This is a genomic window from Marinovum sp. E3 (genome assembly GCF_055755275.1).
Map to the genome: position 1 here is coordinate 2,021,757 of NZ_CM146908.1, position 23,892 is coordinate 2,045,648.

Here is a 23,892-nt window from a genome sequence, read left to right on the forward strand (position 1 = left end):
AGTCCTGCCGCCCCCGTTCAAACCTCGCGCCGATGCATGTGCCCCAGTGGCCACAGACCGCCCTCACTCAGATGTGCCGCTTGCGCGGCGAACCGCCATATCCTGTGGCTCTCTCCCGTCGAACCACATGGGTTGCGACATCGGGGCCACTCATGTGGCTGTTTTACATCAACTTGCGGCGCCGTGTCACGGGAATATCGAGATCGGTGATTTTCTTGCGCAGCGTATTGCGGTTGATGCCGAGCAGTTCGGCGCATTTCGCCTGATTTCCGCCGGTGGCCTCGAGCGCGATTTCGATCAACGGGTATTCCACCTCCTTGAGAATACGCTGATAAAGCCCCGGCGGCGGCAAGAGCGCGCCATGCAGGTCGAAATACCGGCGCAGGTGGCGGGAAACTGCCGCCCCCAGCTTTTCGCTGCTGCCGCCCGAAAGCACCGGCTCCATCTCGGGTTGATTGCCGAGCACCAGCTCAACCTCGGTGCGGGTGATTTCCTCGGCCCGGCTGGTCAGACTCAGCCGGCGCACCGCGTTCTCCAGCTGGCGGACATTGCCCGGCCAGCTGTAGGCGCGAAACAGCTCGGCGGCATCGCCCGAAAGCCAGCGCTTGGGCGCGCCGTCGCGCTCGGCCCGCAGCAGGAAATGATCGGTCAGCAGGGCGATGTCCTCGACCCGTTCGCGCAGGCTCGGCACCTGGATCGAGGCGCCCGAGAGCCGATAATAGAGATCCTGCCGCAGCCGCCCCTTGTCCAGCGCCTCGGCCAGATCGCCCTGACTGGTCGCCATGAAGCGCGGCACGTGGTCGCCGGGCGTGTCGATCATCCGCACGATCCGCGCCTGGATGTCATCGGGAATGTCGGTGATCTCGTCCAGCAGCAGCGTGCCGCCCTTGACCCGCGCCAGCACCCGCGCCGGGCCTTCGATGTCCTGCAACTCATTGCCGGTGACGGTGACAAACGGCAGCGTGCGCCGGTCGGAGAAGTCGTGAATGGCCCGCGCGATCAGGGACTTGCCGGTGCCACTTTCACCGGAAATCAGCACCGGAAGATCGGTGTTCATCACCCGCGCCACCAACCGGTAAAGCGCCTGCATCACCGGCGTCCTGCCGACCAGCGGCAATTCGTCCGGCTGATCGGGTACATCCGGCGCCGGCCGGGCCGGGGCGCTGCGCGCCTCGAGCGCCCGGGCGGTGCGCTTCATCAGATCCGGCAGATCGAAGGGCTTGGGCAGGTAATCATAGGCCTCGGCCTCGGCCGCCTGGATCGCCGTCATGATGGTGTTCTGCGCCGAGATCACGATGACCGGCAGGTCGGGTCGGTCCTGGCGGATTTTCGGAAGCATTTCCAACCCATTGCCATCCGGCATTGCAACGTCGGAGATGACCACGTCGCCCTTGCCCTCGCCGACCCAGCGCATCAGCGTGGTCAGCGACGAGGTGGCATGCACCTTGCAGCCCGCGCGGGTCAGCGCCTGGGTCAGCACCGTGCGGATGGTGCGGTCGTCGTCAGCAACCAGGATCGTGCCGTCCATGAGAAATCCTCCTAGGCTCTGCCCGCTGTGGCGCCCTTGGGCACCATCGGCAGGGAAATTCGAAAGACCGTGCGCCCGGGCACGGAAGTGACTGAAATCCAACCGTCATGGTCGGAAATGATCTTGCTCACCAGCGCCAGGCCCAGCCCGGTGCCATTCTCGCGGCCCGAGACAAACGGCTCGAAGATGTCGCCCTTGAGCGCTTCCGGCAGGCCCGGGCCATCGTCGATCACTTCGACCTGAAGCGGCAGGGTCTGGCCGGTGCCATCCGAACGCCGCAGGCGGAAGGCGCGTTCGTAATAGGTGTGCAGGCGAATGGTGCCGCCCTCGGGGCCGGCGGCCTCGGCGGCATTGCGGATCAGGTTCGAGATCACCTGCAAGAGCTGGTCGGCATCGCCCCAGACATGCGGCAGCGAGGGGTCGTAATCCTCGATGATCTTCATATGCGCCGCGGCACCCACCAGCGCAGAGCGCCGCGCCCGGTCGAGAACATCGTGGATATTGACCGATCCGCGCTCGGGCGCCGAGAGATTGCCGAATTGTTCGACCTGCTCCAGAAGCTTCACGATCCGCCGGGTCTCACCGACGATAAGGTCTGTCATTTCAAGATCTTCAGCGCTGAGGTTCATGCTCAGAAGCTGCGCCGCGCCGGCGATCCCGGCCAGCGGATTCTTGATTTCATGGGCCAGCATCTCGGCCATGCCGATGGCGGATTTGGCGGCGGATTTCACCGAATGGCTCTGGGTCATCCGCCCCGCCAGCTCGCGTGGCGAAATCAGCAGCATCATGCCGCCGGCGGCGTCTTGCAGCGGCGCGACCTGTAGGTTGCACTGAAGCGGCGCGCGGTCGCCGGTGCCGACGTCGACATCATTGACGAACAGCGCGGTTCCCTGCGCCCTGGCGCGCCCGAAGCTTTCTTCCAACGGCGCGTCGACGGCGAGCCGGTCCCAGACCGGCTCGCCCCGAAGCGCCTTGGCCGAGGAGTTGAGAAAGCCCTCGGCGGCCGGGTTCACATCGACGATGCGGTCGCCGTCGTCGATCAGGATCGCCGGCACCGGCAGCGAGGACCAGACGGCATTGTCGGTGGTGGCGGCCGGCGCGGTCATGCGGCCACCTCGGTCTCTCCGGCCAGCGCCTCCGGCAGGCGCGCCAGCACCTCGGCCGGCGCCTTGCTGGTGAGAAGGACGCGGCGCAGCCCCGGCTCGGTCCCTGCGACATCCATGTACCAGCCCAGGTGCTTGCGCGCCACGCGCAGCCCGAGCTCCTTGCCGTAGAACATCAGCATCGCCTCGTAATGCCCTGCAACCATGTCAGAAAACGCCTTGCCTCGCGGAACTTCCGGGGCCGGTGTGCCAAAGAGATCATGCGCCATTTGCGCCAGTATCCATGGTCGGCCCTGAGCCCCGCGCCCGACCATCACCCCCTGAGCGCAGGATTTCGCCATTGCGTCAGCGGCTTGCGTGCTGGAAGTAATGTCACCATTGGCTATCACCGGGATATCGACGGCGGCGCTGACATTGGCGATTGCATCCCAGTCGGCGCGGCCCTTGTAGAACTGGCAGCGGGTCCGGCCGTGGATGGTGATCATCCTGACCCCCGCCTCCTGGGCGCGCCGCGCCAACTCCGGCGCGTTGAGCAGATTGTCGTCCCAGCCCAGCCGCGTCTTGAGCGTCACCGGCAGATCGACCGCGCCCACCACCGCCTCGATCAGCGTCAGCGCATGGTCGAGATCCTTCATCAGCGCCGAACCGGCCGCACCGGCCCCGCTGGCCGAAGTCACCTTCTTGGCCGGACAGCCCATGTTGATGTCGATCAGCCGGGCGCCATTGGCCTCGATCTGTCGGGCGGCCTCGGCCATCCAATGCGCCTCGCGGCCGGCGATCTGCACCGAGGTCGCCTCGATGCCATAGCCCAGCTCGGCCTTTTCGCGCACCCCGGGCTTGGCCTGCACCATCTCCTGGCTGGCCACCATTTCCGAGACAACCAGCCCGGCACCAAAGCTCTGGACGAGGTTGCGAAACGGCAAATCGGTGATCCCCGCCAAAGGCGCGAGGAAAACCGGGGGGTTGAGCGATAGGTCTGCCACCTGAATGGTCACGTGCTTAATCCTTGTGCATTCCCCTCCGGCCTAACCCCTGCCCGGGGCAACTTCAATCTTTGCCGCACTTTCTGCGACTGCGAAAAGGACGGCTGCCCAAAAAACGGGCAGCTTCCCGGGGGCAATTGCCGTTTGCTTCGGCAGGTCGTATCAGGCGGCCATGAAAATCGCAGCTTTGATTGTTGCCGCCGGGCGCGGCACCCGCGCAGGGCCCGGCGCGCCGAAACAATGGCGCCCGCTGGCCGGCCGGCGCGTTGTCGACTGGACGCTGGCGGCCTTTGACCGGCCCGATATTACCACGCGGGCGCTGGTGATTCACCCGGAAGACCGCGCCGAGGCTGCGGCGCTCGACGTGCGGCTGATCGACGGCGGCAAAACGCGGTCCGAAAGCGTGCGCCGCGGCCTCGAGGCGCTGGCCGGGGACCGCCCCGATATGGTGTTGATCCACGACGTGGCGCGGCCCTGCGTGCCCGGCGCGGTGATCGACGCGGTGATCGCCGCGCTGGCCCATGCGCAAGGCGCCGCCCCGGCGCTCCCGGTGACCGATGCCCTCTGGACCGGCGCGACGGCCCGCGTCACCGGCACGCGCGACCGTGAGGGGCTTTTTAGCGCGCAGACGCCGCAGGGCTTTCACTTCGACGCCATCCTTGCCGCGCACCGCGCCCATACCACCGAGGCCGCCGATGACGTCGCCGTGGCGCGCGCATTCGGGCTGGACGTCGCCATCACCGCTGGCGCAGAAGAGAACCTGAAAATCACCCTGCCCGCCGATTTCGCGCGGGCCGAATCCCTGCTGAAAGGAGCCGCCGCGATGCGTATCGGCACAGGCTATGACGTGCACCAGTTCTGTGAGGGCGATCACGTGATGCTCTGCGGCGTGAAACTGCCGCATGGACGCGGGCTCAAGGGCCATTCCGACGCCGATGTCGGCATGCATGCGCTGACCGACGCGATTTATGGCGCCCTCGCACGGGGCGACATCGGCCAGCATTTTCCGCCCTCGGATCCGCAGTGGAAAGGCGCCGAAAGCCATATCTTCCTGCGCCATGCGGTTGATCTGGCAAAGGACATGGGATTCACCCTGGGCAACGCCGATATCACGCTTATCTGTGAACGGCCCAAGGTGGGCCCGCATTCGGAGCGGATGCGCCAGGCACTGGCAGAGATCATGGGGGTCGGGATGGATCAGGTTTCGGTCAAGGCGACCACGTCGGAAAAACTCGGCTTTACCGGCCGCGAAGAGGGCATTGCGGCACAGGCCAGCGTGCTTCTGGTGCCCGCATGAGCCGGTTGATCGCCACCTGGTTCTATTCCGGCTATCTCAAGCCCGCGCCGGGCACCTGGGGCTCGCTGGCCGCCCTGCCCTTTGCCTATGTGCTGCACCTGCTGGGCGGGCCCTGGCTTCTGCTGCTGGCGACTTTGGCGATTTTTGCCCTGGGCTATTGGGCGACCGGCCGCGAAACCGCCGGCAAGGCCGATCATGACCCTTCGGAAATTGTCGTCGATGAGGTCGTCGGCCAATGGCTGGCGCTCTGGCCGGTGTCTTATGGCGCGGTCTTTGCCGGGGCGGATGTGCTGCGGCTCTGGCCGGGCATCCTTGCCGCCTTTCTGTTCTTTCGGCTGTTCGACATCTGGAAGCCGGGCCCGGTGGGCTGGGCCGACCGCAAGGGCGGGCCAATGGGCGTGATGCTGGACGATGTCTTTGCCGGCATCGCGGCCGGCGGCGTGGTCATCGTGCTGGCGGCACTGGCGCATCTGGTGCTGCTGACATGAGTCTTGCGGCGGGTCTTCTGGCGGCGGATCTTCTGGCGGCGGCGCGGCGGGCCGGCAAACGGGTGACCTGCGCCGAGAGCTGCACCGGTGGCATGGTGGCGGCGGCAATCACCGATCCGCCCGGTGCCTCGGACATCTTCGATTGCGGCTTTGTCACCTATTCCAACCAGACCAAGCAGGATCTGTTGGGGGTGCGGGCCGCCACCCTCGAGGCCCATGGCGCGGTCTCGGAACCGGTGGCGCGCGAAATGGCTCAGGGCGCGTTGCGGCGCGCAGGGGCCGATGCGGCGGTGTCGATCAGCGGCATTGCCGGGCCGGGCGGCGGCAACGCCGAGAAACCCGAAGGCCGGGTCTGCTTTGCCATTGCCACCGGTGCCAGCACCACCTGCGAGACGGTGGATTTCGGCGCACTGGGCCGCGACCGGGTGCGCGCGGCGGCGCGTGACCATGCGCTGGGCCTGCTTTTGCGCGCCCTGCACAGCAATTAATCATTTCGCCGGATTCATCGCCTAAAAATTCGTCACATCGTAAATGCCGTGCTTTTGTGCGGGCCTGAGCGCAGTTGCCGCTTTTTTTTGCAGCGGCTTTGCGGTTTTTCCCCGAAAACCGCACTCAGGAAGGAATTTCAGGCATGAACGGAGCCGATACCGCCTGGATCATCGTTGCAACTGCGCTGGTCCTCTTCATGACATTGCCGGGGCTTGCCCTGTTTTATGGCGGGCTTGTGCGCGCCCGCAATGTGCTCAGCGTCTTCATGCATTGCTATGCCATCGCCTGCCTGATGAGCGTGCTGTGGTTCGCGCTGGGCTATTCCATCGCCTTCGGCGGCGGCGACAGCGGGCTCTGGGGCGGGCTCGACAAGGTGCTGCTTCTGGGGCTGAGCGCCGATGACCTGGCCGGCACCCTGCCCGAGGTACTGTTCTTTGCCTTCCAGATGACCTTTGCCATCATCACCCCGGCGCTGATCGTCGGTGCCTATGTCGAACGGGTGGGCTTTGGCTTTGTGCTGCTGTTCTCGGCGCTCTGGATGCTGTTGGTCTATGCGCCGGTGGTGCATTGGATCTGGGGCGGCGGCATGCTGTCGGATGGCGGCATCTTTGGCGAAACCGGGGTGCGGGATTTTGCCGGCGGCATCGTGGTGCACGAAACGGCCGGCCTCGCGGCGCTCTTGCTGGCGGTGTTTCTCGGGCCGCGGCGCAACAAGACCACGCCGCCGCACAACCCCGGTTTCGTGATGATCGGCGCGGCTATGCTATGGGTCGGCTGGTTCGGCTTCAACGGCGGCTCGCAGCTGGCGGCCGACGGCGGTGCTGCCATGGCGCTGACGGTGACGCACCTTTCGGCGGCGACGGCTTCGCTGACCTGGGCGCTCTGGGAAAAGATCAAGTTCGGCAAGGCCTCGCTGGTGGGCATGGTCACCGGCACCATCGCCGGCCTCGCCTCGATCACCCCGGCCTCGGGCTTTGTCGGCCCGGTCGAGGCGCTGATCATCGGTGCTGTGGCGGGTGTGCTCTGCCAGGAGGCGGTGAACCTGATCCGCAACACGCTCAAGATCGACGACACGCTCGACGTCTTTGCGGTGCACGGGGTCGGCGGCATCTTCGGCACCATCATGATCGCGGTCTTCGGCGCCGGCAGCTTTGCCGCGCAACTCGGATCGCTGGCGATCGTGGGTGTGTTCACCGTGGTGGTGACGGTAGTGCTGATCTTCGTGGTCAAGGCGATCACGCCGCTGCGGGTCGATGAAGAGACCGAGCACAGCGGGCTCGACATCATTGTGCATGGCGAACGGGCCTACGACCACGCGAGCTGAGGCGGCGCCCTGTCGCCTGACCGAAACATACAGACCGAGAAAAGGGCCCTGCGTGGGCCCTTTTTGCGTGCCGGGCCCGCATTTGGAACACCGGCGCCGGCGATCTTGTTGATCCCCTGAGCAAAATGCACAGAGGAAGGTCACGTCATGCAAAGTCACACCGCCCGCGTTCAGGACATCCCCATGCGCTGGGAAGAGAGCGGATCCGGCGATCCCGTCATCCTGGTTCACGGCATCCCCACCTGCCCCGCCCTCTGGCGCCATGTCGCGCCGCTGATCCAGAAACGGCGGGTGTTGGCCTGGGAGATGGTCGGCTACGGCAGCTCGATCCCGGAGGGCCGCGACCGCGATATCTCGGTGGCGGCGCAGGCCGGCTACCTGGCCGCCTGGATGGAGGATCAGGGCATCGCCCGCGCGGTGGTGGCAGGCCATGACCTGGGCGGCGGCGTGGCGCAGATCCTTGCGGCGCGGCACCCCGACAAGGTCAGCGGGCTCTTTCTGACCAATGCGATCTGTTACGAATCCTGGCCGGTGCCTGTGGTCAAGGCGGTGGCGGCCACCGGCTCGATCCTCAAACATGCGCCCGACGGCTCGGTGCGTCAGTTCATGAAGTTGATGTTCTCGAAAGGCCATGACGCCGCGGAGGCCCGCGCAGAGGCGCTGGAAACCCATGCGCCCTATTACGAGGCGCATGACGGGGCCGAAGCCTTCGTACGGCAGACCCAGTCGCTCGACAATGCCGATACCATGGCGGTGGCCGAAGACCTGCCGCGCCTCGGGATACCGGCGCGGATCGCCTGGGGGGCCGAGGACGAATTCCAGACGCTGGATTATGGCGAACGGCTGGCCCGCGATCTGAAGGCGCCCCTGCGCCGGATCGAAGGGGGCAAGCATTTTACCCCGGAAGACCACCCGCAGATCATCGCCGAAGAGATCAACGCGCTGATCCGCGAGGTCGAGGCGGCCGACCCGCCGGCCCGATAACACCGGCAGATCGGAGAGCGGGCCGAGGCGGCCCGGTCGCGCGGATCAGATCACCGCATCAAAGCCCACGCTGGCCCTGGCCGGTTCCGACGCCGTCTTGGCATAGCCCTTGAGGGCTGCGCTCAGCGCCCCGGGCCGGTCCTCGGCGACGGTTTCCCGCGCGGCGAGAAGGTCCGACTTGGGGGTCTGTCCCAGCCCGTCGACCAGGCTGTTCATCTGGGTTTCGGCCTGCACCCGCAACGCCTGGGCGCGGGCCTGCGAGATATCGGTCGGGCGCTCGATGGCGGCCACCGGCGCGACCTTCTGGGTCACGACGACGGCGGGTTTCTCCGCGACCGGCGCCGCCGCATTGGCGCTGTCGGTGCTTTGCGCCGGGGCCGGCTCGGCCTTGGCGGGTTTGTTCTTGGCCTGGCTGTTCTCGGAAGGGCCCTTGTCCTTCTCGGCCTTTTGTTTGTCCTTGGTCTTCTTCTCCGCGGCGGGCATCGAAGATGCGCCCCCGAGCCCGAGGGATGATGTCAGCATGGCGCTTTGTCTCCATAGTGGTTACCAAACCGTTGAATCGCCGATGATTGCGTCGGAAACGGGGCCAGTCTGTGGAGTTTTCAAAACATGTTAAACGCCGCCGGTGACAGCCGTGGGCTCAACCATAAAGCTCTTGGGCACGGGATTCGAAGGCGCGGACGATGCGGTGCATCGCCTCATTGAAGACCACGCCGATGATGCTTCGCAGGATGGCATTGCGGAACTCGAAATCGACGAAAAAGGACACATCGCAGCCGCCATCGGCACGGTCGGCGAAGCTCCAGTTGGACTTCATGTATTTGAACGGCCCGTCGAGGTATTCGGTGTCGATCTTCCGGGCCTCGGGCCAGAGCACGACGCGGCTGCCGAATTGTTCGCGGAAAACCTTGAAGGAGATCACCAGGTCGGCCTCCATCAGAACCGAGCCGTCGGCCTGCGGTGTTTCGCGGCGGATCCGCGCGGCGGCGCACCAGGGCAGGAATTCCGGGTAGCGGCCGACATCGGCAACCAGATCGTACATCTGCTGCGCGGTATACGGAAGGTGACGGGTTTCGGAATGGGTTGGCATCGGGCCCCGGATTTGTCATGACGGTTCGGGGCCCATGTCGCCCGAAGACCAACGGATTTCAAGGGGTGGCCCATGTCAGAGCGTCCTTATGTCATCGATCAGATGATCTCGGCCAAGACGATCGCGGCCCGCATCGAAGAGCTCTGCCGCGACATCCGGGGCGAGTTTTCCGACACGGAAAAGCTTGTGGTTGTGGGCCTGCTGCGCGGCTCCTTTGTGTTCATCGCCGATCTGGTGCGCGAGCTGCACATGCCGGTCGAGGTCGATTTCATCGAGGCCTCGTCTTATGGCGACGCGATGGAATCGAGCCGCGAAGTGCGGATTCTCAAAGACCTGCGTGGCGCCATCGAGGGGCGGGATGTGCTGGTGGTCGAGGATATCGTCGACACCGGCCACACGCTCAGCCATGTGATCTCCCTGCTGACCTCGCGCCACCCGGCGCGGCTGCGCTCGATCGCCCTGCTCGACAAGCCGACCCGGCGCGAGGTGGATTTCCGCGCCGACTGGATCGGCTTCGAAATCCCCGATGAATTTGTTGTCGGCTACGGCATCGACTTTGCGCAACGCGACCGCAACCTGCCGTTTATCGGCAAGGTCCGCTTTACCGAGTAGCGCCGATGCACTGGCTGTATCGCATGTCGCTCTGGGCCCGGCGCCCGCCATCCGCCAGACGGGTGATGCTGGTGCTGGCGGTGATTGCGGTCTGCCTTGCGATCTACGCCGTCGAACGCTGGGTCGGCTGGCCGGAGGCGTTGACCGCCGAGCGGCTGCGCTGGGGCGGCGGCGCGCGGCCCTGAGGTCAGGGGCCGGCCAGCGCCTCGGCCTGATCCGCCAGCACCTCGCGCACCACCGCCATGAACCGCGCCATGCGCGGTGAGCCCGCCAGATCGCGGTGGCAGAGCACCCAGATCGGGATCCGCATGCGCGGCAGGCCGCAGTCCACCGGCCGCAACTCGGGGCATTCCACCGCCAGAACATGCGGCAGGATGGCGATCCCCTGCCCCCGGACCGCCATTGCGCGCAAGGCCAGAAAACTGTCGGCGCAGGCGCCGATCCGGTCGGGCGCCACATGTTCGGCCATCCACTGCGCCGGGGCAGCCCGCGCCAGCGGCCCCGCAAGGCCCAGCCAGCGGCGGTCGTCCGGGTCGCGGGCATAGGCGCCGAACCCCAGTTCCGCCGCCGCCGCACCAGACATGTCGGACGGCCGCGTCAGCGAGGGCCGCACCGCCAGATCCGCCTGAAGCCGCCCCATGTCGAGATGCGCATTGTTTGACATCAGGCAGACCCGGTGCGGCGCCATGACGTCGGAGATCCGGCCCAGCCCGGCCGCCAGCACGCCGGTGCAGAAGGTATCCGTCGAGGTCAGCCGCAGCAGGTCGCCCGCCGCCGCGCCGCCGGCACGCAGCAGATCGCTGACCCGGCCCAGCGCAAGTGCCGCTTCTCGCGCCGCTTCGATCACGTCTGCGCGATCCGTCCGCAGCCGATAGCCTTGCTGCGAGCGTTCGAAAACCTCGGCGCCATGCGCGTCTTCGAAAGCCGAGATTCGGCGCAAAACCGTTGCATGGTTGACCCCGAGCCGCCGTGCCGCGCCGCTGACCGAGCCGGTTTCGGCCACCGACAACACGAATTTCAGGTCATCCCAATTGTCGTTGTGCATGAATGCGCACCTGTTTCGCAGGGTTTCGGAATATGTTTGTGATCCTTGCAGTGCATACTAAGCTCTGTTTTAGGCACCAACTTCGGGAAGGTACTGATGAAAAAGATTGTAACTGTTCTGGCCGCCACGGCAATTCTGTCCGGCGGCACTGTTGTCGCGCAGGAATACAAGAACCAGATCAAGGCCCGTCAGGGCACGATGTGGGTGATCGCGCTCAACCTTGGCACGCTGGGCGCGATGGCCAAGGGCGAGGCCGAATATGACGCCGAGGCCGCCACCACCGCCGCCGAGTCGATCCAGGCCGCGTCGAATATCCACGTTCCAGCGCTCTTTCCCGAAGGCTCTGACGGCGAGATGAACGAAGGTTCGACCGCCAAGGCATCGATCAGCCAGGACATCGCCGGTTTCAGCGAGAAATGGGCCGCGCTGGGCACCGCCGCCGACAAGGCCGTGGCCGAGGCCGGCACCGGCAAGGACGCGCTTGGCCCGGTGATGGGGGCGTTGGGCGGCGCCTGCAAATCCTGCCATGAAACCTATCGCATCCCGCAGTGACGGTGCTGAATGGTTAAGGTTCTGAGGCTGATTGTTCCGGCCGCGATTGTCGCGGCCGGGATTGCCTGGGTGATGACCGCACCGAAAACCGTGGCCGAGGACGCCTTTGCCAGCCCCGAGGGCGGCGAAGTCGCGCGCGGCGAGACGGTGTTTCGCGCTGCCGGCTGCGGCACCTGTCACGCCGCGCCCGGGGCCGAAGGCGACGACAAGCTGGTTCTGGCCGGCGGGCAGAGCTTTCCCTCGCCCTTCGGCGCCTTCACCGCGCCCAATATTTCGCCCGATCCCGACCATGGCATCGGCGAGTGGTCGCTTCAGGACCTCGCCAATGCGCTGCTGCACGGGGTATCGCCCGAGGGCGTGCATTATTTTCCGGCCTTTCCCTATACCTCCTACACCCATATGGGCGACCGCGACATTGTCGATCTCTACGCCTATCTTCAGACCCTGCCGGCCAGTTCCGCGCCGTCGCAGCCGCATGAGGTGGGCTTTCCCTTCAACATCCGCCGCAGCCTCGGCGGCTGGAAATTCCTGTTTCTCAAGGATGACTGGGTGATGAACGGCAACGATCTGGGGGCCGAGCTGACCCGCGGCCGCTACCTGGTGGAAGCGCTGGGTCATTGCGCCGAATGCCACACGCCGCGCAACGCGCTTGGCGGGCTCGACCGCAGCCGCTGGATGGCCGGGGCGCCCGACCCTTCGGGCAAGGGGACGATCCCGGCGCTGACACCGGACAAGCTCTCCTGGTCGGCCACCGACATCGCCTATTACCTCGAGAGCGGCTTTACGCCCGAGTTCGACAGCGCCGGGGGTCATATGGCGGCGGTGGTCGAGAATACCTCAAGACTGCCGGCGGAGGACCGTGCCGCAATTGCCGCATATGTCAAGGCATTGCCCGTGCCCGTGGCGGCAAGCACAGGCTATTAGATCAGAATCGGTGTAGGCTGTCTCCGGACCATATCTGGGGGGATATGATGCATGTGGTGATTGCCGGCGCCGGGCCAACCGGGCTGACGGCCGCTGTCGAGCTGGCCCGTCTTGGCGCGCGCGTCACGACGCTGGAAAAGCGCTCCGGCCCGTCCTATCTGTCGCGCGCGGTGGGGCTTCAGCCCCGCTCGCTCGAGATCCTGCGACCCTCGGGTGTGGCCGATGCCCTCCTGCGCGAAGCTGTGGGTTTTTCCGGCATCACCTTTCATTTGCGTGCCGAAGAGGTGGCGCGGCTGCCGCTGGGCTTCGACGCCGCCAGCCGGCTTTGGGGGCTGGCGCAGGACCGGACCGAGGCGCATCTCGAGACCGCGCTCACCCATTACGGAGAGATCGTGCGCTACGGCGTTGAATTCCGAGGGTTTTCCCAGGACGCCAAGGGCGTCAACGTCGAAACCGGCGATGGCCATCTCGAGGCTGACTACCTGATCGGCGCCGATGGCGTGCACAGCGCCGTCAGAGCGGCCATGGGGCTGGAATTCCGCGGCCGCGATCTGCCCGGCACGTGGTCGATCGCCGATGTGGATGCCGAAGGCTGGCCCGATCCGACGCGGTTCCAGGGCTTCCTGCTCGATCAGGGCGACGTGCTGGTGGTGGTGCCGCTGGAAGAATCCCGCTTTCGGGTGATCTCGTCGCGCGAAGATGCGCTGGCGGCCTTGCCGGTGCCGATGGACATCCGCCGGGTACGGCGGCGCGGCAATTTCACCGTCTCGGTGCGGCAGGTGAAGCGCTATCAGGAAGGCCGGGTGTTCCTTGCCGGGGATGCGGCACATTGCCATTCGCCGGTGGGCGGGCGCGGCATGAATCTCGGCATTGCCGATGCCGCCGACCTGGCGCAGCGGATCATCGACGGCTCCACCGACGGCTATACCGAGACCCGCCACCCCGAGGGCGCGCGGGTGCTGCGCCTGTCGGAACGCGGGCGCAAGATGCTGAACACCACAAGCGCCACGCGCCGCGGACTGGCGATCCGGGCGATGAAACTCGGCGCCGCGGTGCCGCCGGTCGGCCGGGCGATGGTGCGCCGGTTGGTGTCGGGATGAGCGCGGGGGATTGAGTGTGGGTGGCGTGAGGCGGGCTGGATGGCAACCCCGTCCAACGGGATTTCATCCGCGCCGCAGGTCATAACACCCGGCCACGACGCGGACCGCCTTCGGGCCGCGCCGCGCGACCGACGGTCACACCTTGGCGAGCCGCGCGTCGCGATTGGCCTTGAGCCGGGCGAAATCGTCGCCGGCGTGATAAGACGACCGGGTCAGCGGCGTGGCCGAGACCATCAGGAAGCCCTTGCCATAGGCCGATTTCTCGTAGGCCGCGAATTCATCGGGATGCACGAACCGCTCGACCCCGTGGTGTTTCGGCGTCGGCTGCAAATATTGCCCGATGGTCAGGAAATCCACATCCGCGGCGCGCATGTCGTCCATCACCTGGGTCACCGCCTGGCGGTCCTCGCCGAGGCCCACCATGATGCCGGATTTGGTAAAGATCGAGGGGTCGAGTTCCTTGACCCGCTGCAACAGGCGCAGGCTGTGGAAATAGCGCGCGCCGGGCCGCACCTCGGGATAGAGACCGGGCACCGTCTCGAGGTTGTGGTTGAAGACATCCGGCTTGGCGGCGACCACCACTTCGAGCACCTCGGGGGCGCATTTCAGGAAGTCCGGCGTCAGGATCTCGATCGTCGTGCCGGGCGAGCGATGGCGCACCGCGCGGATGGTCTGGGCAAAGTGATCGGCGCCGCCATCGGCCAGGTCGTCGCGGTCGACCGAGGTGATCACCACATGGTTGAGACCCAGCTTGTCGACCGCATGCGCCACCCGGCCGGGCTCGAAGACATCGAGGTTTTCCGGGCGGCCGGTGGCGATGTTGCAGAAGGTGCAGCCGCGGGTGCAGATGTCGCCCATGATCATCATGGTGGCATGGCCCTGCGACCAGCATTCGCCGGCATTGGGGCAGCCGGCCTCTTCGCAGACCGTCACGAGGTTGTTCTCGCGCATGATCTTGCGGGTTTCGTTGTACCCTTCGCCGCCGGGCGCCTTGACGCGAATCCAGCTCGGCTTCTTTGGCTGCGCATTGTCCGGGCGATGGGCTTTTTCCGGATGGCGTTGCTCAGGGATCTTGAGGTCTCGCACGATTTATTCCCCGCGACGTTGGCTGATAGCGTGGCCTATAGCATAAGTGCTTGCAGTGAGCCATGCCAGTACGACATTGCTGCCATGCTGTCGCTCATCCCCAGTTCTCAAGTATTGCTCACTGCAAGTCAGATCTCCTAGACATCACTTGGATTCTGCACCTGCGAAGGGTTTACTTCGCGCGTGCGGCATTACATATCCGCCGGGCCGGAGCGACCGGCCCCAGACGATTGCCAGCGATTGACGGAGAGCAAGATGAAAACCGGATACAGACTTCCCGATGTGACCTTTCACACCCGCGTGCGCGACGACAGCCTCGAAGGGCCCAACCCCTTCCGCTGGGAAGACAAGACCACGGCGGATTATTTTGCCGGCAAGCGGGTGATCCTGTTCTCCCTGCCCGGTGCCTTCACCCCCACCTGCTCGACCTACCAGCTGCCCGGGTTCGAGAAGAACGCCGAGACCTTTGCCAACCATGGCATCGACGCGATCTACTGCATGTCGGTCAACGACAGCTTCGTGATGAACAAATGGGCGCAGGACCAGAAGCTCGAGACCGTCACCGTGATCCCCGACGGCTCGGGTGAATTCAGCCGCAAGATCGGTATGCTGGTGGCCAAGGACAACCTCGGCTTCGGCATGCGCTCCTGGCGCTATGCGGCCATCGTCAAGGATGGCGTAATCGAAGCCTGGTTCGAAGAACCCGGCCTGGCCGACAACCACGGCGAAGACCCCTATGGCGTCTCGTCGCCCGAGACCGTTCTGGAGTACCTGGCCGAAGACGCCAAGGGCGTCGCGGCGGAATAATCCGGGTTTCGGGGGCTCTGCCCCCGTCCTCGCAAGCGAGGACTCCCCCGGCGGTATTTGAGAAGAGAAGAAGGACTGGGGGGTGCCTCGGTCCTTTTTTGTATTTGGAAGATGGGCCTACAGGATCGGCCAGGGGCTGGTGGGTTTGGTGCGGCGCAGGACGAAATTGGTGTGGCTGGCGCGGACGAGGCCGGAGGCCAGGATGCCGCGCATCAGGAAATGCTCGAGATCCTCGGGATCCTTGGCGGCGATCTTCAGGATATAATCGCTCTCGCCGGTGACGCTGGCGCATTCGGTGATCCGGTCTTCGGTCTGCACCAGGCGGTTGAAGGCGGCGATGGTGTCTTCGCGGTGGTCCATCAGGGTGACAAAGACATAGGCCAGGGCATGAAGCCCCAGAAGCTTGGGGTTGAGCCGCGCGGTATAGCCGGTGATCAGCCCGGCCTCTTCCATCCGCTTGATGCGCCGCCAGCAGGGCGAGGTGGAGAGCGCCACCTGCCCCGCGATCTCCTGGATGCTGGCCTTGCCGTCGGTTTGCAGCAGGTGGAGGATTCGACGGTCGGTGTCGTCGAGCGCGAGGGTCATCTTGCCTCTCTTTCCGCGGTTTTCAGGCAAATCTTTCCGTCATTCTGCGCAGAGACGGCAAGATGGGCAAGTTTTTCCCTGCGATCGGATGGAAAATACCCGGCAAGGAGGAGCCATCATGCCGAAATCCACCAGTTATGCCGCCAAGATCCCCGACGCCCAGGGTCATATCGCCTATGACGCCGAGGAAGACGCCGTCTGGCGCGACCTCTATGCCCGGCAATTGCCCAATGTGCAGGCGCATTCGGCGCGGGCCTACCTCGACGGTCTGGCGCGGGTCGGCCTGCCGGAGACCCGGGTGCCGCAATGCCCCGATGTCTCGGAGACGCTGCGGGCGCTGACCGGCTGGCAGGTGCAGCCGGTGCCGGCGCTCATCCCGTTTGGCAAATTCTTCTCGATGCTGGCCGAGCGGACGTTTCCGGCGGCGTCCTTTATCCGCCGACGCGAGCATTTCGACTATATCGAGGAGCCCGACATCTTTCATGAGCTCTTCGGCCATACCCCGCTGCTGACCGATCCGCGCTTTGCCGGGTTCAGCCAGGCGATCGGCCAGGCCGGGCTGCGGGCCGGTCCCAAGGAGTATGCCTGGCTGATCCGGCTGTACTGGTTCTCGATCGAATTCGGGCTGGTGGTCGAGGATGGCGGTTACAAGGCGCTGGGATCGGGGCTGGCCTCGTCTGTGACCGAACTTCCCTGGAGCGTGCAGGACAAGGGCCCGGAGCGGCGACCGTTCGACATTATCGACATCCTGCGCACGCCCTACCGGATCGACATTCATCAGCCGATCTATTTCGTGATCGAGGATCTCGACGATCTGTTTGCCGCCGCCGAGCGCGACCTGCTGGCGGATGTGCATGCGGCGCAGGCGCTGGGCCTGCATGCGCCGGCCTATCCGCCCAAAGATGACGCAGCCTGAGGAGCGCAGACCATGACAACCTGCAACATCGGTGGCGGCTGTTCACCGGACACGCCGACCCTGTCACGACACGACGCCCAGGCGCAGCTCAAGACGCTGCATGCCGATTGGCAGCTGTCCGAGGATGGCAGCACGATCACCCGGCGGATTGCGGTGAAGGGATTTGCCAAGGCGGTCTATCACGCCAATCTCGCCGCCTGGATGGCCGACCGCCACGGCCATCACCCCGACGTGGCCTTCGGCTGGGGTTATTGCGCGCTGAGTTACACCACCCACGAGGCCGGCGGGCTGACCGAGATCGACATCGCCTGCGCCAAGGAATTCGACGCGCTGCTGGCCTGAGCGTCAGCCGATCAGCGTGTCACCGCCCTGCACCTCGTCGTAGAACCGGCGCAGCCGTTGCAGGGCGATGCGCAGCACGATCTTGCCCGAGCGCGCCGACCAGCCCATGCGCTTTTCGGTCACTTCGAGGCCTTCGAGATAGCAGCAGCAGCGCAGCGCCACATCGCCAAGGCCGGGGCCGAGGTCGCCGAGCGCCCGGGCAACCCGGCGGCGGGCCTCGGTGCTGGCCAGGGGGCCCTCGCCCGGGCCGCTGCCCTGGGTGCCGCCGGTCAGAAAGCTGTCCCAGTTCTGGGTGGTGCGGGCGGCCATCTGGGCAATCTCGAAATCCTCGCGCAGCCGTTCGCCGGCCGAGACCAGATCATCGGTCAGAAATCGCGCGCCGTCCTTGTCCCTGCGCCGCGCCAGCAAGGTGAGCGGCGTCTCATTGGCGCTGTAGCGGATGCGCTTGCGCGGCAACGGCGGCGCCACCGCCGACGGCGCGGCGGAAAACGGCGCCTGGGCCTCGGCCATGCCGCAGGCGCCGGCCTGCGCTCCGCTTTCGTCCTGCGCCAGAAGCCGGCTCAGCGCGGCGCGACCGGACGGGGTGATGTGATAGCGCGCGATCCGCCCCGGCACCTTGCAGGCGATCCATTCCTTCAGCGCCAGCGCCTCGGCAATCTGGGTGTCGACCACCGCGGTGCGCTGGGTGGTGCCGGAGGCGGTGTCGCGCACCACAACCGCCTTTTCCATGTCGGGCACCACCGCCAGTACGGCGCCGCTTTCGGTCAGCCGCCGCAGGATGCGCCGGGCCTCTCGGTCAAGGGTTTCGTCGTCGGTCTGGGTGCAGTCGCGCCGGGAGTGGGCCGCCATGGGTTCGCCTTTCGCAAAGGGCGCCTTGTCGGTGGTGGATTTCCCGAGCTGTCGCAATGCGGCATCGACCAGCGGATCGTCGCGCCGGTTTTCAAGCCGCCGCACCTGCCGCAAAACAGTAGACGGATGGCATCCCGAAAGCCGCGCCAGCTGCCGCAGCGAGAGGCCATGCTCGACGTGACGGATGTAATGAGCCGCCGCCTCTGGCACCCAGCCGGGCCAATTCCCCGCGGCAGGCCAGTCGATCACCTTCGACGGTCCGAACTCAGTCTTGCACAAGGCTCATATCCCACGATTTATCAAGATATCCACAACCTAAAGGCGACAAGGTTACTCGTTGGTTAATTGTTGCCGCATGGTGAACATCATTGTTTCCAAAGGATAAACAATTCTGACAGCGGCGCACTCTGCCGGGCGGCCGCACGCAACACCCGTGAAAAGTGTGAGACCTTTGGCGAAATCCTGCTTAACGAGAGGAACCGCCATGCAAGACGCCCTGACCATCCTGCGCCGGCTGCGCCGTCCCCGGCTTCTGATCCGGGCGGCGCGTGCCGGGCTGGCCGAGTATCGTCGTGACGTGCACCTGCGCCGCACGCTCGGAGGCGAGGCGCCGCAGCGCTGCGGGCCGGCGCTGATCCGGCTGATCGAGATCGAGACCGATCTCAATGATGCCCGACTTCGGAAATGCGCAAGCTACAGCGTCGCCCGCCATGTCGAGGTGCTGGTGGCGATGATGGGCGAGGCGCAGCTGCTGCGCCCCGCGCAATGAGACCGTTCAGGTAAAGCTGTCGGGCATCGAGGCCTTCTTGTTGGCGACATAGCCGGCCAGCGCCTCGTTGGCGCCCGGATCGATTGCCGGCTGCTGGTAGTCGCGCAGCATCCGCTCCACCCGCTCGGCGGCCAGGGTCATGGTGTCGCGGGCGCCCTCTTCGTCCCAGGTCTCGAACGGCTTGTAGTCGAACAGCTGGGTTTTCCAGAAGGCATCCTGGAAATTGGCCTGGGTATGGGCGCAGCCGAGGTAGTGGCCGCCGGGGCCGACCTCGCGGATCGCGTCCATCGCCTGGGCGTTTTCATCCGCCACCACGCCGGCGGCCATCTTGTGCAAGGTGCCGAGCTGGTCGGCGTCCATCACGAATTTCTCGAAGCTCGACACCAGCCCGCCTTCGAGCCAGCCGCAGGCATGCAGCATGAAATTGACCCCGCCCAGCAGCGCCGCGTTGAGCGTATGGGTCGTTTCGTAGGCGGCCTGGGCATCGGGCAGTTTCGACCCGCAGAGCCCACCGCCGGAGCGATAGGGCAGCCCCATGCGCCGCGCCAGCTGACCGGCGCCATAGAGGATCTGGCTGGCTTCGGGGGTGCCGAAGGTGGGCGCACCGGAGCCCATGTCGATCGAGGTCACGAAGGTGCCGAAGATCACCGGCGCGCCGGGGCGGATCAGCTGGGAATAGGCGATGCCGGCCAGCACCTCGGCCAGCACCTGGGTCAGCGTGCCCACGACGGACACCGGCGCCATCGCCCCGCCGACGATGAAGGGCGAGACGATGCAGGCCTGGTTGTTCCTTGCGTAGACCTCGAGCGCGCCCATCATCACGTCGTCGAAGGTCATCGGCGAGTTGACGTTGATCAGCGAGGTCATCACCGTGTTCTGCTGTACGAAGTCGCGGCCAAAGAGGATCTCGCACATCTCGACCGAATCCTGCGCCCGGCTGGGTTCGGTCACCGAGCCCATGAACGGCTTGTCCGAAAGCGTCATATGGGCGTGCAGCATGTCGAGATGGCGCTTGTTCACCGCCACGTCGGTGGGCTCGCAGACGGTGCCGCCGGAATGGTGCAGCCACTTCGACATGTAGCCCAACTTCACGAACTTGCGGAAATCCTCCATCGTCGCATAGCGGCGGCCACCGGCCATGTCGCGCACGAAGGGCGGGCCATAGACCGGCGCGCAGACAAGGCCCTTGCCGCCGATCACCACATTGCGCTCGGGGTTGCGGGCGTGTTGCGTAAAGGAGGATGGCGCCGTGGCGCAGAGCTTGCGGGCCAGGCCACGCGGAATATGCACCCGTTCCCCCTGGACATCGGCGCCGGCCTCTTTCCAGCGCGCGCAGGCGGCGGGGTTGTTGACGAAATTGACGCCGATCTCTTCCAGCAAGGTCTCGGCATTGGTCTCGATGATCTCGAGCACCTCTTCGGTCAGCACCTCGAAATTCGGGATGTTGCGCTCGATATATTTTGCCGTGTCAAAGCTCACGGCGGAGCGTGCCGCGCGCCGCGCGGCGCCGCCGCCGCCCCGTGCCCGCCTGCGAGTTGCTGCGTCTGACATGTGCTCACCCTTTCGATCTTGCCCGGGCGCTGCCGGTAATTACCCCGGATTTACAGCAGGGTCAGAACGACGCGTGTGGGAAATCCGCCCTTTGAGGCGGGAAAACGACATGCCGGGGCGATCAATCGCCTGTCGAGCGCAGCCGCCAGCCGGTCTGTTCCGGCAGAAAGACCTCGATCGCCGCGCTGGCCACCACCTGGGTGTCGCCCGCTTGATGGGGCACGTCCATGCCGCCCTTTACCGCCGTGATCGCCACCGTGCCGAAAGGAAACTTGCCGGCCAAGGCCTGCGTCTCCACCGCTTCGGGGTGTTGAACGCCCAGCGTCACCTTGATCTGCACCGCCTCGGGCGGCAGGTTCAGCGTCTTGACCACATGCAGGCTGGAATGGCGCAGCGCATCGTCGATCGCCCGGCCGGCGGCCTTGGTGTAATCCGCGCCGTGCAGGTCGACGCCCTGCCCCATCTCTACGATCAGCCGCCTCATGCCACCCGCTCCATGTCAAACGACACCGTCAGCGCGGCATGGGCGATCACCGTCGGATTGCCCGTCCCTTCGGGGCGCGGAATGTCGAGACCGCCGGCCACCACATCGAGTTCCGGCGCGCCATAGGGAAAGACCGCCGCCACCGCCGCGCGATCAACCTTGTCGGGCTGCTGCACGGCGATCTGCACCGATATCGCCATGTCGCTCTTGTCAAAACCGAAAAGCTCGGCGGCATTGATCGAATTGTGCCACAACGCGTTCTCCACGGCGCGTTTCGCCGCCTGGGTGTAATCGCCACGCCGCAGCGAGGTGCCCATGCCGAATTCCGTCAATATCCGTTCCATCGTGATCCTCCGTTTGCCGCAGGCAGGCACGAAGCGCGCCCAAAGGTCAACGGCCAATCGGATCCTTTGACCCGGGGCGCGGGGATGTGCATGATGGAGGTGGGGAGCGGGCAGAAACGGTGGCGCAATGACGACCCAGACCGAAGCCCGCACGGAGCGCGACGAACGCAAGACACTGACATCGCCGGAAATCACGGCGGTGGCGCACCTCTACCGTGGCGAGGTCTATCGCAGCACGATCTGGCGCACGCGGCTCGACACCACGACCAACTGGTCGGTGGTGACGCTGGGGGTGGCATTGTCGATTTCCTTCTCCTCGCCCGAGGCCTCGCCCCTGCCGCTGGTGCTGGTCGGCGTGCTGATCCTGCTGTTCCTGATGCTCGAGGCGCGGCGCTATCGCTATTTCAACGTCTGGCGGGCGCGCTGCCGCTGGCTCGAGACCCATTTCTATGCGCCGATGCTGCATGACGGCGACCTGCATCTCGAGGATCAATGGCAACAGACCCTGGCCGAGGACTATCTGCGCCCGCGCTATCATGTCGGCTTCTTCATCTCGGTCGGGCGACGCATCCGCAGCAATTACCTGTGGATCCTGCTGATCCAGACCCTGGCCTTTGCCGGCAAGATCGCGGTGCATCCGACCCCGGTGCAAAGCTGGGCCCAGGCGGTCGACCGTGCTAATGTCGGGCCGATCCCGGGCGAGCTGCTGTTTCTCGGCGGGTTCCTCTATGTCACGGTCTGGACCGGCATCGCCTATTGGTCCTATCAGAAAGACGCCGCGAAACACCGCCGGAGCGGCCGGCCCCGATCCGACAGCATGGGATGACCGTCCCGGACCCCGCTCCGGGACCTCGCGTCCCGGGATAACCTTTGGGTCCAGCGCGGCCGCTCACCGGGAGCCCCCGGATCAAGTCCGGGGCGCGCGGGGCGGATACCCGGCGGAGGATCCCCCGGCAAAACGCATTGACACTCTTGCCCTCTCCCCCGCGCGCGCCTAAAGCCCTGTCATGACCCAGGACACCCATGACCGCCTTCTGATCATCGACTTCGGCAGCCAGGTAACGCAGCTCATTGCGCGCCGCCTGCGCGAGCTCAACGTCTATTGCGAAATCCACCCCTACCAGAACGTGACCGACGCCTTTCTGGCCGAATTCGCGCCCAAGGCCGTGATCTTTTCCGGCGGGCCGGATTCGGTGATGCGCGACGGCTCGCCCCGGCCGCCAAAATCGGTCTATGGGCTGGGCGTGCCGATCCTGGGCATCTGTTACGGCCAGCAGGTCATGATGCAGGATCTGGGCGGCAAGGTCGAAGCCGGCGAACATGCCACGGCCGAGTTCGGCCGCGCCTGGGTGACCCCGGCAGAGACCCGCCCCGATCTGCTCACCGGCTGGTTCATGGATGGCTCGGGCCGCGAGCAGGTCTGGATGAGCCACGGCGACCATGTCTCTAAAATCGCACCCGGTTTCGCCGTCTACGGCACTTCGCCCGGCGCGCCCTTTGCCATCACCGCCGATCTCGAGCGGCGGTTCTATGCCGTGCAGTTCCACCCCGAGGTGCACCATACCCCCAACGGCAAGACGCTCTACGAGAACTTCGTGCGCGATGCCGGCTTCGAGGGCGACTGGACCATGGACGCCTATCGCGAGGAGGCGATCCGCAAGATTCGCGAACAGGTCGGCGACAAACAGGTGATCTGCGGGTTGTCCGGCGGCGTCGACAGCTCGGTCGCGGCGGTGCTGATCCACGAGGCGATCGGCGATCAGCTCACCTGCGTCTTTGTCGATCACGGCCTGCTGCGGCAGAACGAGGCCGAGGAAGTCGTGACGATGTTCCGCGACAACTACAACATTCCGCTGATCCACGCCGATGAATCCGAGCTGTTCCTGGGCGAGCTGGAGGGCCAGAGCGACCCCGAGACCAAGCGCAAGATCATCGGCAAGCTGTTCATCGACGTGTTCCAGAAATACGCCGGCGAGATCGAGGGCGCCGAGTTCCTGGCGCAGGGCACGCTCTATCCCGACGTGATCGAATCGGTGTCGTTTTCCGGCGGCCCCTCGGTGACGATCAAGTCGCACCACAACGTCGGCGGGTTGCCCGAGAAAATGGGGCTGAAGCTGGTCGAGCCGCTGCGCGAACTCTTCAAGGACGAGGTGCGCGCGCTGGGCCACGAGCTGGGTCTGCCGGCCTCCTTCATCGGCCGCCATCCCTTCCCCGGCCCGGGCCTCGCCATCCGTTGCCCCGGCGAGATCACCCGCGAAAAGCTCGAGATCCTGCGCAAGGCCGATGCCGTCTATATCGACCAGATCCGCAAGCACGGGCTTTATGACGAGATCTGGCAGGCCTTTGTCGCGATCCTGCCGGTGCGCACCGTGGGCGTGATGGGCGACGGCCGCACCTATGATTTCGCCTGTGCGCTGCGCGCCGTGACCTCGGTCGACGGGATGACGGCGGATTACTATCCGTTCAGCCATGATTTCCTGGGCGAAACCGCGACCCGGATCATCAACGAGGTCAAGGGAATCAACCGGGTGACCTATGATGTGACGTCGAAACCGCCGGGAACGATCGAATGGGAATGAGCGGGCGGTAAAGGCCCGTCCGGCGCCCTCGCAGAGTTCTGCGGGGGCGTTTTTGTTTCCG

Annotated in this window: 28 protein-coding genes; 16 read left to right on the plus strand and 12 right to left on the minus strand. The window is 65.6% G+C overall.

Features of this window, described 5'->3' with window-relative positions; all coding sequences use genetic code 11:
• Positions 1–163: 163 nt before the first annotated feature.
• Genes AC0J5K_RS09895 through dusB form a run of 3 tightly spaced genes read right to left on the minus strand, consistent with a single transcriptional unit; the run spans position 164 to position 3,626 of the window.
• Positions 164–1,528, minus strand: a complete 1,365-nt coding sequence (locus AC0J5K_RS09895) for a sigma-54-dependent Fis family transcriptional regulator (RefSeq protein ID WP_048531250.1) — start codon at positions 1,526–1,528, stop codon at positions 164–166.
• 11 nt (positions 1,529–1,539) lie between these two features.
• Positions 1,540–2,634: a two-component system sensor histidine kinase NtrB gene (locus AC0J5K_RS09900; protein ID WP_274563148.1), complete on the minus strand. Its 1,095-nt coding sequence runs from the start codon at positions 2,632–2,634 to the stop codon at positions 1,540–1,542.
• On the minus strand, positions 2,631–3,626 hold the full coding sequence (dusB, locus tag AC0J5K_RS09905; RefSeq protein WP_274563147.1) for a tRNA dihydrouridine synthase DusB: 996 nt from the start codon (positions 3,624–3,626) through the stop codon (positions 2,631–2,633). Before dusB ends, AC0J5K_RS09900 begins: the two co-directional genes overlap by 4 nt.
• A gap of 160 nt (positions 3,627–3,786) precedes the next feature.
• Here dusB and AC0J5K_RS09910 point away from each other — a divergent pair, with 160 nt between their 5' ends.
• The 5 genes from AC0J5K_RS09910 to AC0J5K_RS09930 all read left to right on the plus strand — a co-directional run bounded on the left by AC0J5K_RS09910 (position 3,787) and on the right by AC0J5K_RS09930 (position 8,196).
• Positions 3,787–4,911 carry a bifunctional 2-C-methyl-D-erythritol 4-phosphate cytidylyltransferase/2-C-methyl-D-erythritol 2,4-cyclodiphosphate synthase gene (locus AC0J5K_RS09910; RefSeq protein ID WP_274563146.1) on the plus strand — a complete coding sequence of 375 codons (1,125 nt, stop codon included), beginning with the start codon at positions 3,787–3,789 and terminating at the stop codon, positions 4,909–4,911.
• On the plus strand, positions 4,908–5,399 hold the full coding sequence (locus tag AC0J5K_RS09915) for a phosphatidylglycerophosphatase A family protein (RefSeq protein ID WP_074834950.1): 492 nt from the start codon (positions 4,908–4,910) through the stop codon (positions 5,397–5,399). Before AC0J5K_RS09910 ends, AC0J5K_RS09915 begins: the two co-directional genes overlap by 4 nt.
• Positions 5,396–5,887 (plus strand): CinA family protein, encoded by a 492-nt coding sequence (locus AC0J5K_RS09920; RefSeq protein ID WP_074834951.1) that lies wholly within the window; start codon positions 5,396–5,398, stop codon positions 5,885–5,887. The genes AC0J5K_RS09915 and AC0J5K_RS09920 overlap by 4 nt, the downstream gene beginning before the upstream one ends.
• A gap of 143 nt (positions 5,888–6,030) precedes the next feature.
• Positions 6,031–7,212, plus strand: a complete 1,182-nt coding sequence (locus AC0J5K_RS09925) for an ammonium transporter (protein WP_274563140.1) — start codon at positions 6,031–6,033, stop codon at positions 7,210–7,212.
• 147 nt (positions 7,213–7,359) lie between these two features.
• Positions 7,360–8,196: an alpha/beta fold hydrolase gene (locus AC0J5K_RS09930; RefSeq protein ID WP_048531236.1), complete on the plus strand. Its 837-nt coding sequence runs from the start codon at positions 7,360–7,362 to the stop codon at positions 8,194–8,196.
• A 45-nt stretch (positions 8,197–8,241) separates the two neighbouring features.
• On the opposite strand, the gene AC0J5K_RS09935 is transcribed toward AC0J5K_RS09930, so the two are convergent.
• Positions 8,242–8,718, minus strand: coding sequence for a hypothetical protein (locus AC0J5K_RS09935; RefSeq protein ID WP_274563138.1), 477 nt, complete (start codon positions 8,716–8,718; stop codon positions 8,242–8,244).
• Positions 8,719–8,836: 118 nt separating this feature from the next.
• The gene (locus AC0J5K_RS09940; RefSeq protein WP_048531233.1) at positions 8,837–9,286 is read right to left on the minus strand and encodes a type II toxin-antitoxin system RatA family toxin; all 450 of its coding nucleotides are present in this window, start codon (positions 9,284–9,286) and stop codon (positions 8,837–8,839) included.
• 72 nt (positions 9,287–9,358) lie between these two features.
• Between AC0J5K_RS09940 and hpt the strand changes: the two genes are divergently transcribed.
• Positions 9,359–9,898 carry a hypoxanthine phosphoribosyltransferase gene (gene hpt / locus AC0J5K_RS09945; RefSeq protein WP_274563136.1) on the plus strand — a complete coding sequence of 180 codons (540 nt, stop codon included), beginning with the start codon at positions 9,359–9,361 and terminating at the stop codon, positions 9,896–9,898.
• 5 nt (positions 9,899–9,903) lie between these two features.
• Complete coding sequence (locus tag AC0J5K_RS09950) at positions 9,904–10,083, plus strand: hypothetical protein (protein ID WP_274563134.1); 180 nt, start codon at positions 9,904–9,906, stop codon at positions 10,081–10,083.
• 2 nt (positions 10,084–10,085) lie between these two features.
• Here the strand turns inward: AC0J5K_RS09950 and AC0J5K_RS09955 are convergent, their stop codons facing one another.
• Positions 10,086–10,943, minus strand: coding sequence for a LysR family transcriptional regulator (locus AC0J5K_RS09955; protein WP_274563132.1), 858 nt, complete (start codon positions 10,941–10,943; stop codon positions 10,086–10,088).
• A gap of 96 nt (positions 10,944–11,039) precedes the next feature.
• On the opposite strand from AC0J5K_RS09955, the gene AC0J5K_RS09960 reads away from it, so the two are divergent.
• The 3 genes from AC0J5K_RS09960 to AC0J5K_RS09970 are packed head-to-tail and all read left to right on the plus strand — an operon-like array spanning position 11,040 to position 13,519.
• Positions 11,040–11,495 carry a c-type cytochrome gene (locus tag AC0J5K_RS09960; RefSeq protein WP_048531225.1) on the plus strand — a complete coding sequence of 152 codons (456 nt, stop codon included), beginning with the start codon at positions 11,040–11,042 and terminating at the stop codon, positions 11,493–11,495.
• A gap of 9 nt (positions 11,496–11,504) precedes the next feature.
• Positions 11,505–12,419: a c-type cytochrome gene (locus tag AC0J5K_RS09965; RefSeq protein WP_274563130.1), complete on the plus strand. Its 915-nt coding sequence runs from the start codon at positions 11,505–11,507 to the stop codon at positions 12,417–12,419.
• A gap of 47 nt (positions 12,420–12,466) precedes the next feature.
• Entirely contained in the window at positions 12,467–13,519 is a 1,053-nt protein-coding gene (locus AC0J5K_RS09970) for an FAD-dependent oxidoreductase (RefSeq protein WP_170850506.1), read from the plus strand.
• A 135-nt stretch (positions 13,520–13,654) separates the two neighbouring features.
• Here the strand turns inward: AC0J5K_RS09970 and lipA are convergent, their stop codons facing one another.
• Positions 13,655–14,605: a lipoyl synthase gene (lipA, locus tag AC0J5K_RS09975; protein ID WP_048531219.1), complete on the minus strand. Its 951-nt coding sequence runs from the start codon at positions 14,603–14,605 to the stop codon at positions 13,655–13,657.
• A gap of 255 nt (positions 14,606–14,860) precedes the next feature.
• Here lipA and AC0J5K_RS09980 point away from each other — a divergent pair, with 255 nt between their 5' ends.
• On the plus strand, positions 14,861–15,412 hold the full coding sequence (locus AC0J5K_RS09980) for a peroxiredoxin (RefSeq protein ID WP_048531217.1): 552 nt from the start codon (positions 14,861–14,863) through the stop codon (positions 15,410–15,412).
• A 117-nt stretch (positions 15,413–15,529) separates the two neighbouring features.
• Here the strand turns inward: AC0J5K_RS09980 and AC0J5K_RS09985 are convergent, their stop codons facing one another.
• The gene (locus AC0J5K_RS09985) at positions 15,530–15,997 is read right to left on the minus strand and encodes an Lrp/AsnC family transcriptional regulator (RefSeq protein WP_274563125.1); all 468 of its coding nucleotides are present in this window, start codon (positions 15,995–15,997) and stop codon (positions 15,530–15,532) included.
• A gap of 118 nt (positions 15,998–16,115) precedes the next feature.
• Here AC0J5K_RS09985 and phhA point away from each other — a divergent pair, with 118 nt between their 5' ends.
• Complete coding sequence (gene phhA, locus AC0J5K_RS09990; protein WP_048531214.1) at positions 16,116–16,913, plus strand: phenylalanine 4-monooxygenase; 798 nt, start codon at positions 16,116–16,118, stop codon at positions 16,911–16,913.
• A 12-nt stretch (positions 16,914–16,925) separates the two neighbouring features.
• Complete coding sequence (locus tag AC0J5K_RS09995) at positions 16,926–17,255, plus strand: 4a-hydroxytetrahydrobiopterin dehydratase (RefSeq protein WP_274563122.1); 330 nt, start codon at positions 16,926–16,928, stop codon at positions 17,253–17,255.
• Between the two features lie 3 nt (positions 17,256–17,258).
• Here the strand turns inward: AC0J5K_RS09995 and AC0J5K_RS10000 are convergent, their stop codons facing one another.
• Complete coding sequence (locus tag AC0J5K_RS10000; protein ID WP_244526418.1) at positions 17,259–18,383, minus strand: DUF6456 domain-containing protein; 1,125 nt, start codon at positions 18,381–18,383, stop codon at positions 17,259–17,261.
• A 205-nt stretch (positions 18,384–18,588) separates the two neighbouring features.
• Here AC0J5K_RS10000 and AC0J5K_RS10005 point away from each other — a divergent pair, with 205 nt between their 5' ends.
• Positions 18,589–18,873, plus strand: coding sequence for a DUF6477 family protein (locus AC0J5K_RS10005; RefSeq protein WP_048531212.1), 285 nt, complete (start codon positions 18,589–18,591; stop codon positions 18,871–18,873).
• 6 nt (positions 18,874–18,879) lie between these two features.
• On the opposite strand, the gene AC0J5K_RS10010 is transcribed toward AC0J5K_RS10005, so the two are convergent.
• From AC0J5K_RS10010 to AC0J5K_RS10020, 3 genes are all read right to left on the minus strand, one after another.
• Positions 18,880–20,424: a trimethylamine methyltransferase family protein gene (locus AC0J5K_RS10010; RefSeq protein WP_074834969.1), complete on the minus strand. Its 1,545-nt coding sequence runs from the start codon at positions 20,422–20,424 to the stop codon at positions 18,880–18,882.
• A 121-nt stretch (positions 20,425–20,545) separates the two neighbouring features.
• Positions 20,546–20,908: a Lin0512 family protein gene (locus AC0J5K_RS10015; RefSeq protein ID WP_274563118.1), complete on the minus strand. Its 363-nt coding sequence runs from the start codon at positions 20,906–20,908 to the stop codon at positions 20,546–20,548.
• Positions 20,905–21,252, minus strand: coding sequence for a Lin0512 family protein (locus AC0J5K_RS10020; protein WP_274563116.1), 348 nt, complete (start codon positions 21,250–21,252; stop codon positions 20,905–20,907). The genes AC0J5K_RS10015 and AC0J5K_RS10020 overlap by 4 nt, the downstream gene beginning before the upstream one ends.
• A gap of 127 nt (positions 21,253–21,379) precedes the next feature.
• Here AC0J5K_RS10020 and AC0J5K_RS10025 point away from each other — a divergent pair, with 127 nt between their 5' ends.
• Both AC0J5K_RS10025 and guaA read left to right on the plus strand, forming a co-directional pair.
• Positions 21,380–22,078 (plus strand): DUF2270 domain-containing protein, encoded by a 699-nt coding sequence (locus tag AC0J5K_RS10025; RefSeq protein WP_048531204.1) that lies wholly within the window; start codon positions 21,380–21,382, stop codon positions 22,076–22,078.
• A gap of 181 nt (positions 22,079–22,259) precedes the next feature.
• Positions 22,260–23,831 carry a glutamine-hydrolyzing GMP synthase gene (gene guaA, locus AC0J5K_RS10030; protein WP_074834973.1) on the plus strand — a complete coding sequence of 524 codons (1,572 nt, stop codon included), beginning with the start codon at positions 22,260–22,262 and terminating at the stop codon, positions 23,829–23,831.
• Positions 23,832–23,892: the final 61 nt, after the last annotated feature.

What these genes read in the sequence shown, in the direction of transcription:
- AC0J5K_RS09955 (WP_274563132.1), bottom strand. Translation starts at nt 10,943, where the DNA reads ATGCACAACGACAATTGGGATGACCTGAAATTCGTGTTGTCGGTGGCC.
- AC0J5K_RS09950 (WP_274563134.1), top strand. Translation starts at nt 9,904, where the DNA reads ATGCACTGGCTGTATCGCATGTCGCTCTGGGCCCGGCGCCCGCCATCC.
- AC0J5K_RS10025 (WP_048531204.1), top strand. Translation starts at nt 21,380, where the DNA reads ATGACGACCCAGACCGAAGCCCGCACGGAGCGCGACGAACGCAAGACA.
- AC0J5K_RS09960 (WP_048531225.1), top strand. Translation starts at nt 11,040, where the DNA reads ATGAAAAAGATTGTAACTGTTCTGGCCGCCACGGCAATTCTGTCCGGC.
- AC0J5K_RS09970 (WP_170850506.1), top strand. Translation starts at nt 12,467, where the DNA reads ATGCATGTGGTGATTGCCGGCGCCGGGCCAACCGGGCTGACGGCCGCT.
- AC0J5K_RS09910 (WP_274563146.1), top strand. Translation starts at nt 3,787, where the DNA reads ATGAAAATCGCAGCTTTGATTGTTGCCGCCGGGCGCGGCACCCGCGCA.
- AC0J5K_RS09980 (WP_048531217.1), top strand. Translation starts at nt 14,861, where the DNA reads ATGAAAACCGGATACAGACTTCCCGATGTGACCTTTCACACCCGCGTG.
- AC0J5K_RS10005 (WP_048531212.1), top strand. Translation starts at nt 18,589, where the DNA reads ATGCAAGACGCCCTGACCATCCTGCGCCGGCTGCGCCGTCCCCGGCTT.
- AC0J5K_RS10015 (WP_274563118.1), bottom strand. Translation starts at nt 20,908, where the DNA reads ATGAGGCGGCTGATCGTAGAGATGGGGCAGGGCGTCGACCTGCACGGC.
- AC0J5K_RS09915 (WP_074834950.1), top strand. Translation starts at nt 4,908, where the DNA reads ATGAGCCGGTTGATCGCCACCTGGTTCTATTCCGGCTATCTCAAGCCC.
- AC0J5K_RS09940 (WP_048531233.1), bottom strand. Translation starts at nt 9,286, where the DNA reads ATGCCAACCCATTCCGAAACCCGTCACCTTCCGTATACCGCGCAGCAG.
- AC0J5K_RS09925 (WP_274563140.1), top strand. Translation starts at nt 6,031, where the DNA reads ATGAACGGAGCCGATACCGCCTGGATCATCGTTGCAACTGCGCTGGTC.
- hpt (WP_274563136.1), top strand. Translation starts at nt 9,359, where the DNA reads ATGTCAGAGCGTCCTTATGTCATCGATCAGATGATCTCGGCCAAGACG.
- phhA (WP_048531214.1), top strand. Translation starts at nt 16,116, where the DNA reads ATGCCGAAATCCACCAGTTATGCCGCCAAGATCCCCGACGCCCAGGGT.
- AC0J5K_RS10010 (WP_074834969.1), bottom strand. Translation starts at nt 20,424, where the DNA reads ATGTCAGACGCAGCAACTCGCAGGCGGGCACGGGGCGGCGGCGGCGCC.
- AC0J5K_RS09930 (WP_048531236.1), top strand. Translation starts at nt 7,360, where the DNA reads ATGCAAAGTCACACCGCCCGCGTTCAGGACATCCCCATGCGCTGGGAA.
- AC0J5K_RS09900 (WP_274563148.1), bottom strand. Translation starts at nt 2,634, where the DNA reads ATGACCGCGCCGGCCGCCACCACCGACAATGCCGTCTGGTCCTCGCTG.
- AC0J5K_RS09995 (WP_274563122.1), top strand. Translation starts at nt 16,926, where the DNA reads ATGACAACCTGCAACATCGGTGGCGGCTGTTCACCGGACACGCCGACC.
- AC0J5K_RS09895 (WP_048531250.1), bottom strand. Translation starts at nt 1,528, where the DNA reads ATGGACGGCACGATCCTGGTTGCTGACGACGACCGCACCATCCGCACG.
- AC0J5K_RS10020 (WP_274563116.1), bottom strand. Translation starts at nt 21,252, where the DNA reads ATGGAACGGATATTGACGGAATTCGGCATGGGCACCTCGCTGCGGCGT.
- AC0J5K_RS09935 (WP_274563138.1), bottom strand. Translation starts at nt 8,718, where the DNA reads ATGCTGACATCATCCCTCGGGCTCGGGGGCGCATCTTCGATGCCCGCC.
- AC0J5K_RS09920 (WP_074834951.1), top strand. Translation starts at nt 5,396, where the DNA reads ATGAGTCTTGCGGCGGGTCTTCTGGCGGCGGATCTTCTGGCGGCGGCG.
- AC0J5K_RS09985 (WP_274563125.1), bottom strand. Translation starts at nt 15,997, where the DNA reads ATGACCCTCGCGCTCGACGACACCGACCGTCGAATCCTCCACCTGCTG.
- AC0J5K_RS09965 (WP_274563130.1), top strand. Translation starts at nt 11,505, where the DNA reads ATGGTTAAGGTTCTGAGGCTGATTGTTCCGGCCGCGATTGTCGCGGCC.
- guaA (WP_074834973.1), top strand. Translation starts at nt 22,260, where the DNA reads ATGACCCAGGACACCCATGACCGCCTTCTGATCATCGACTTCGGCAGC.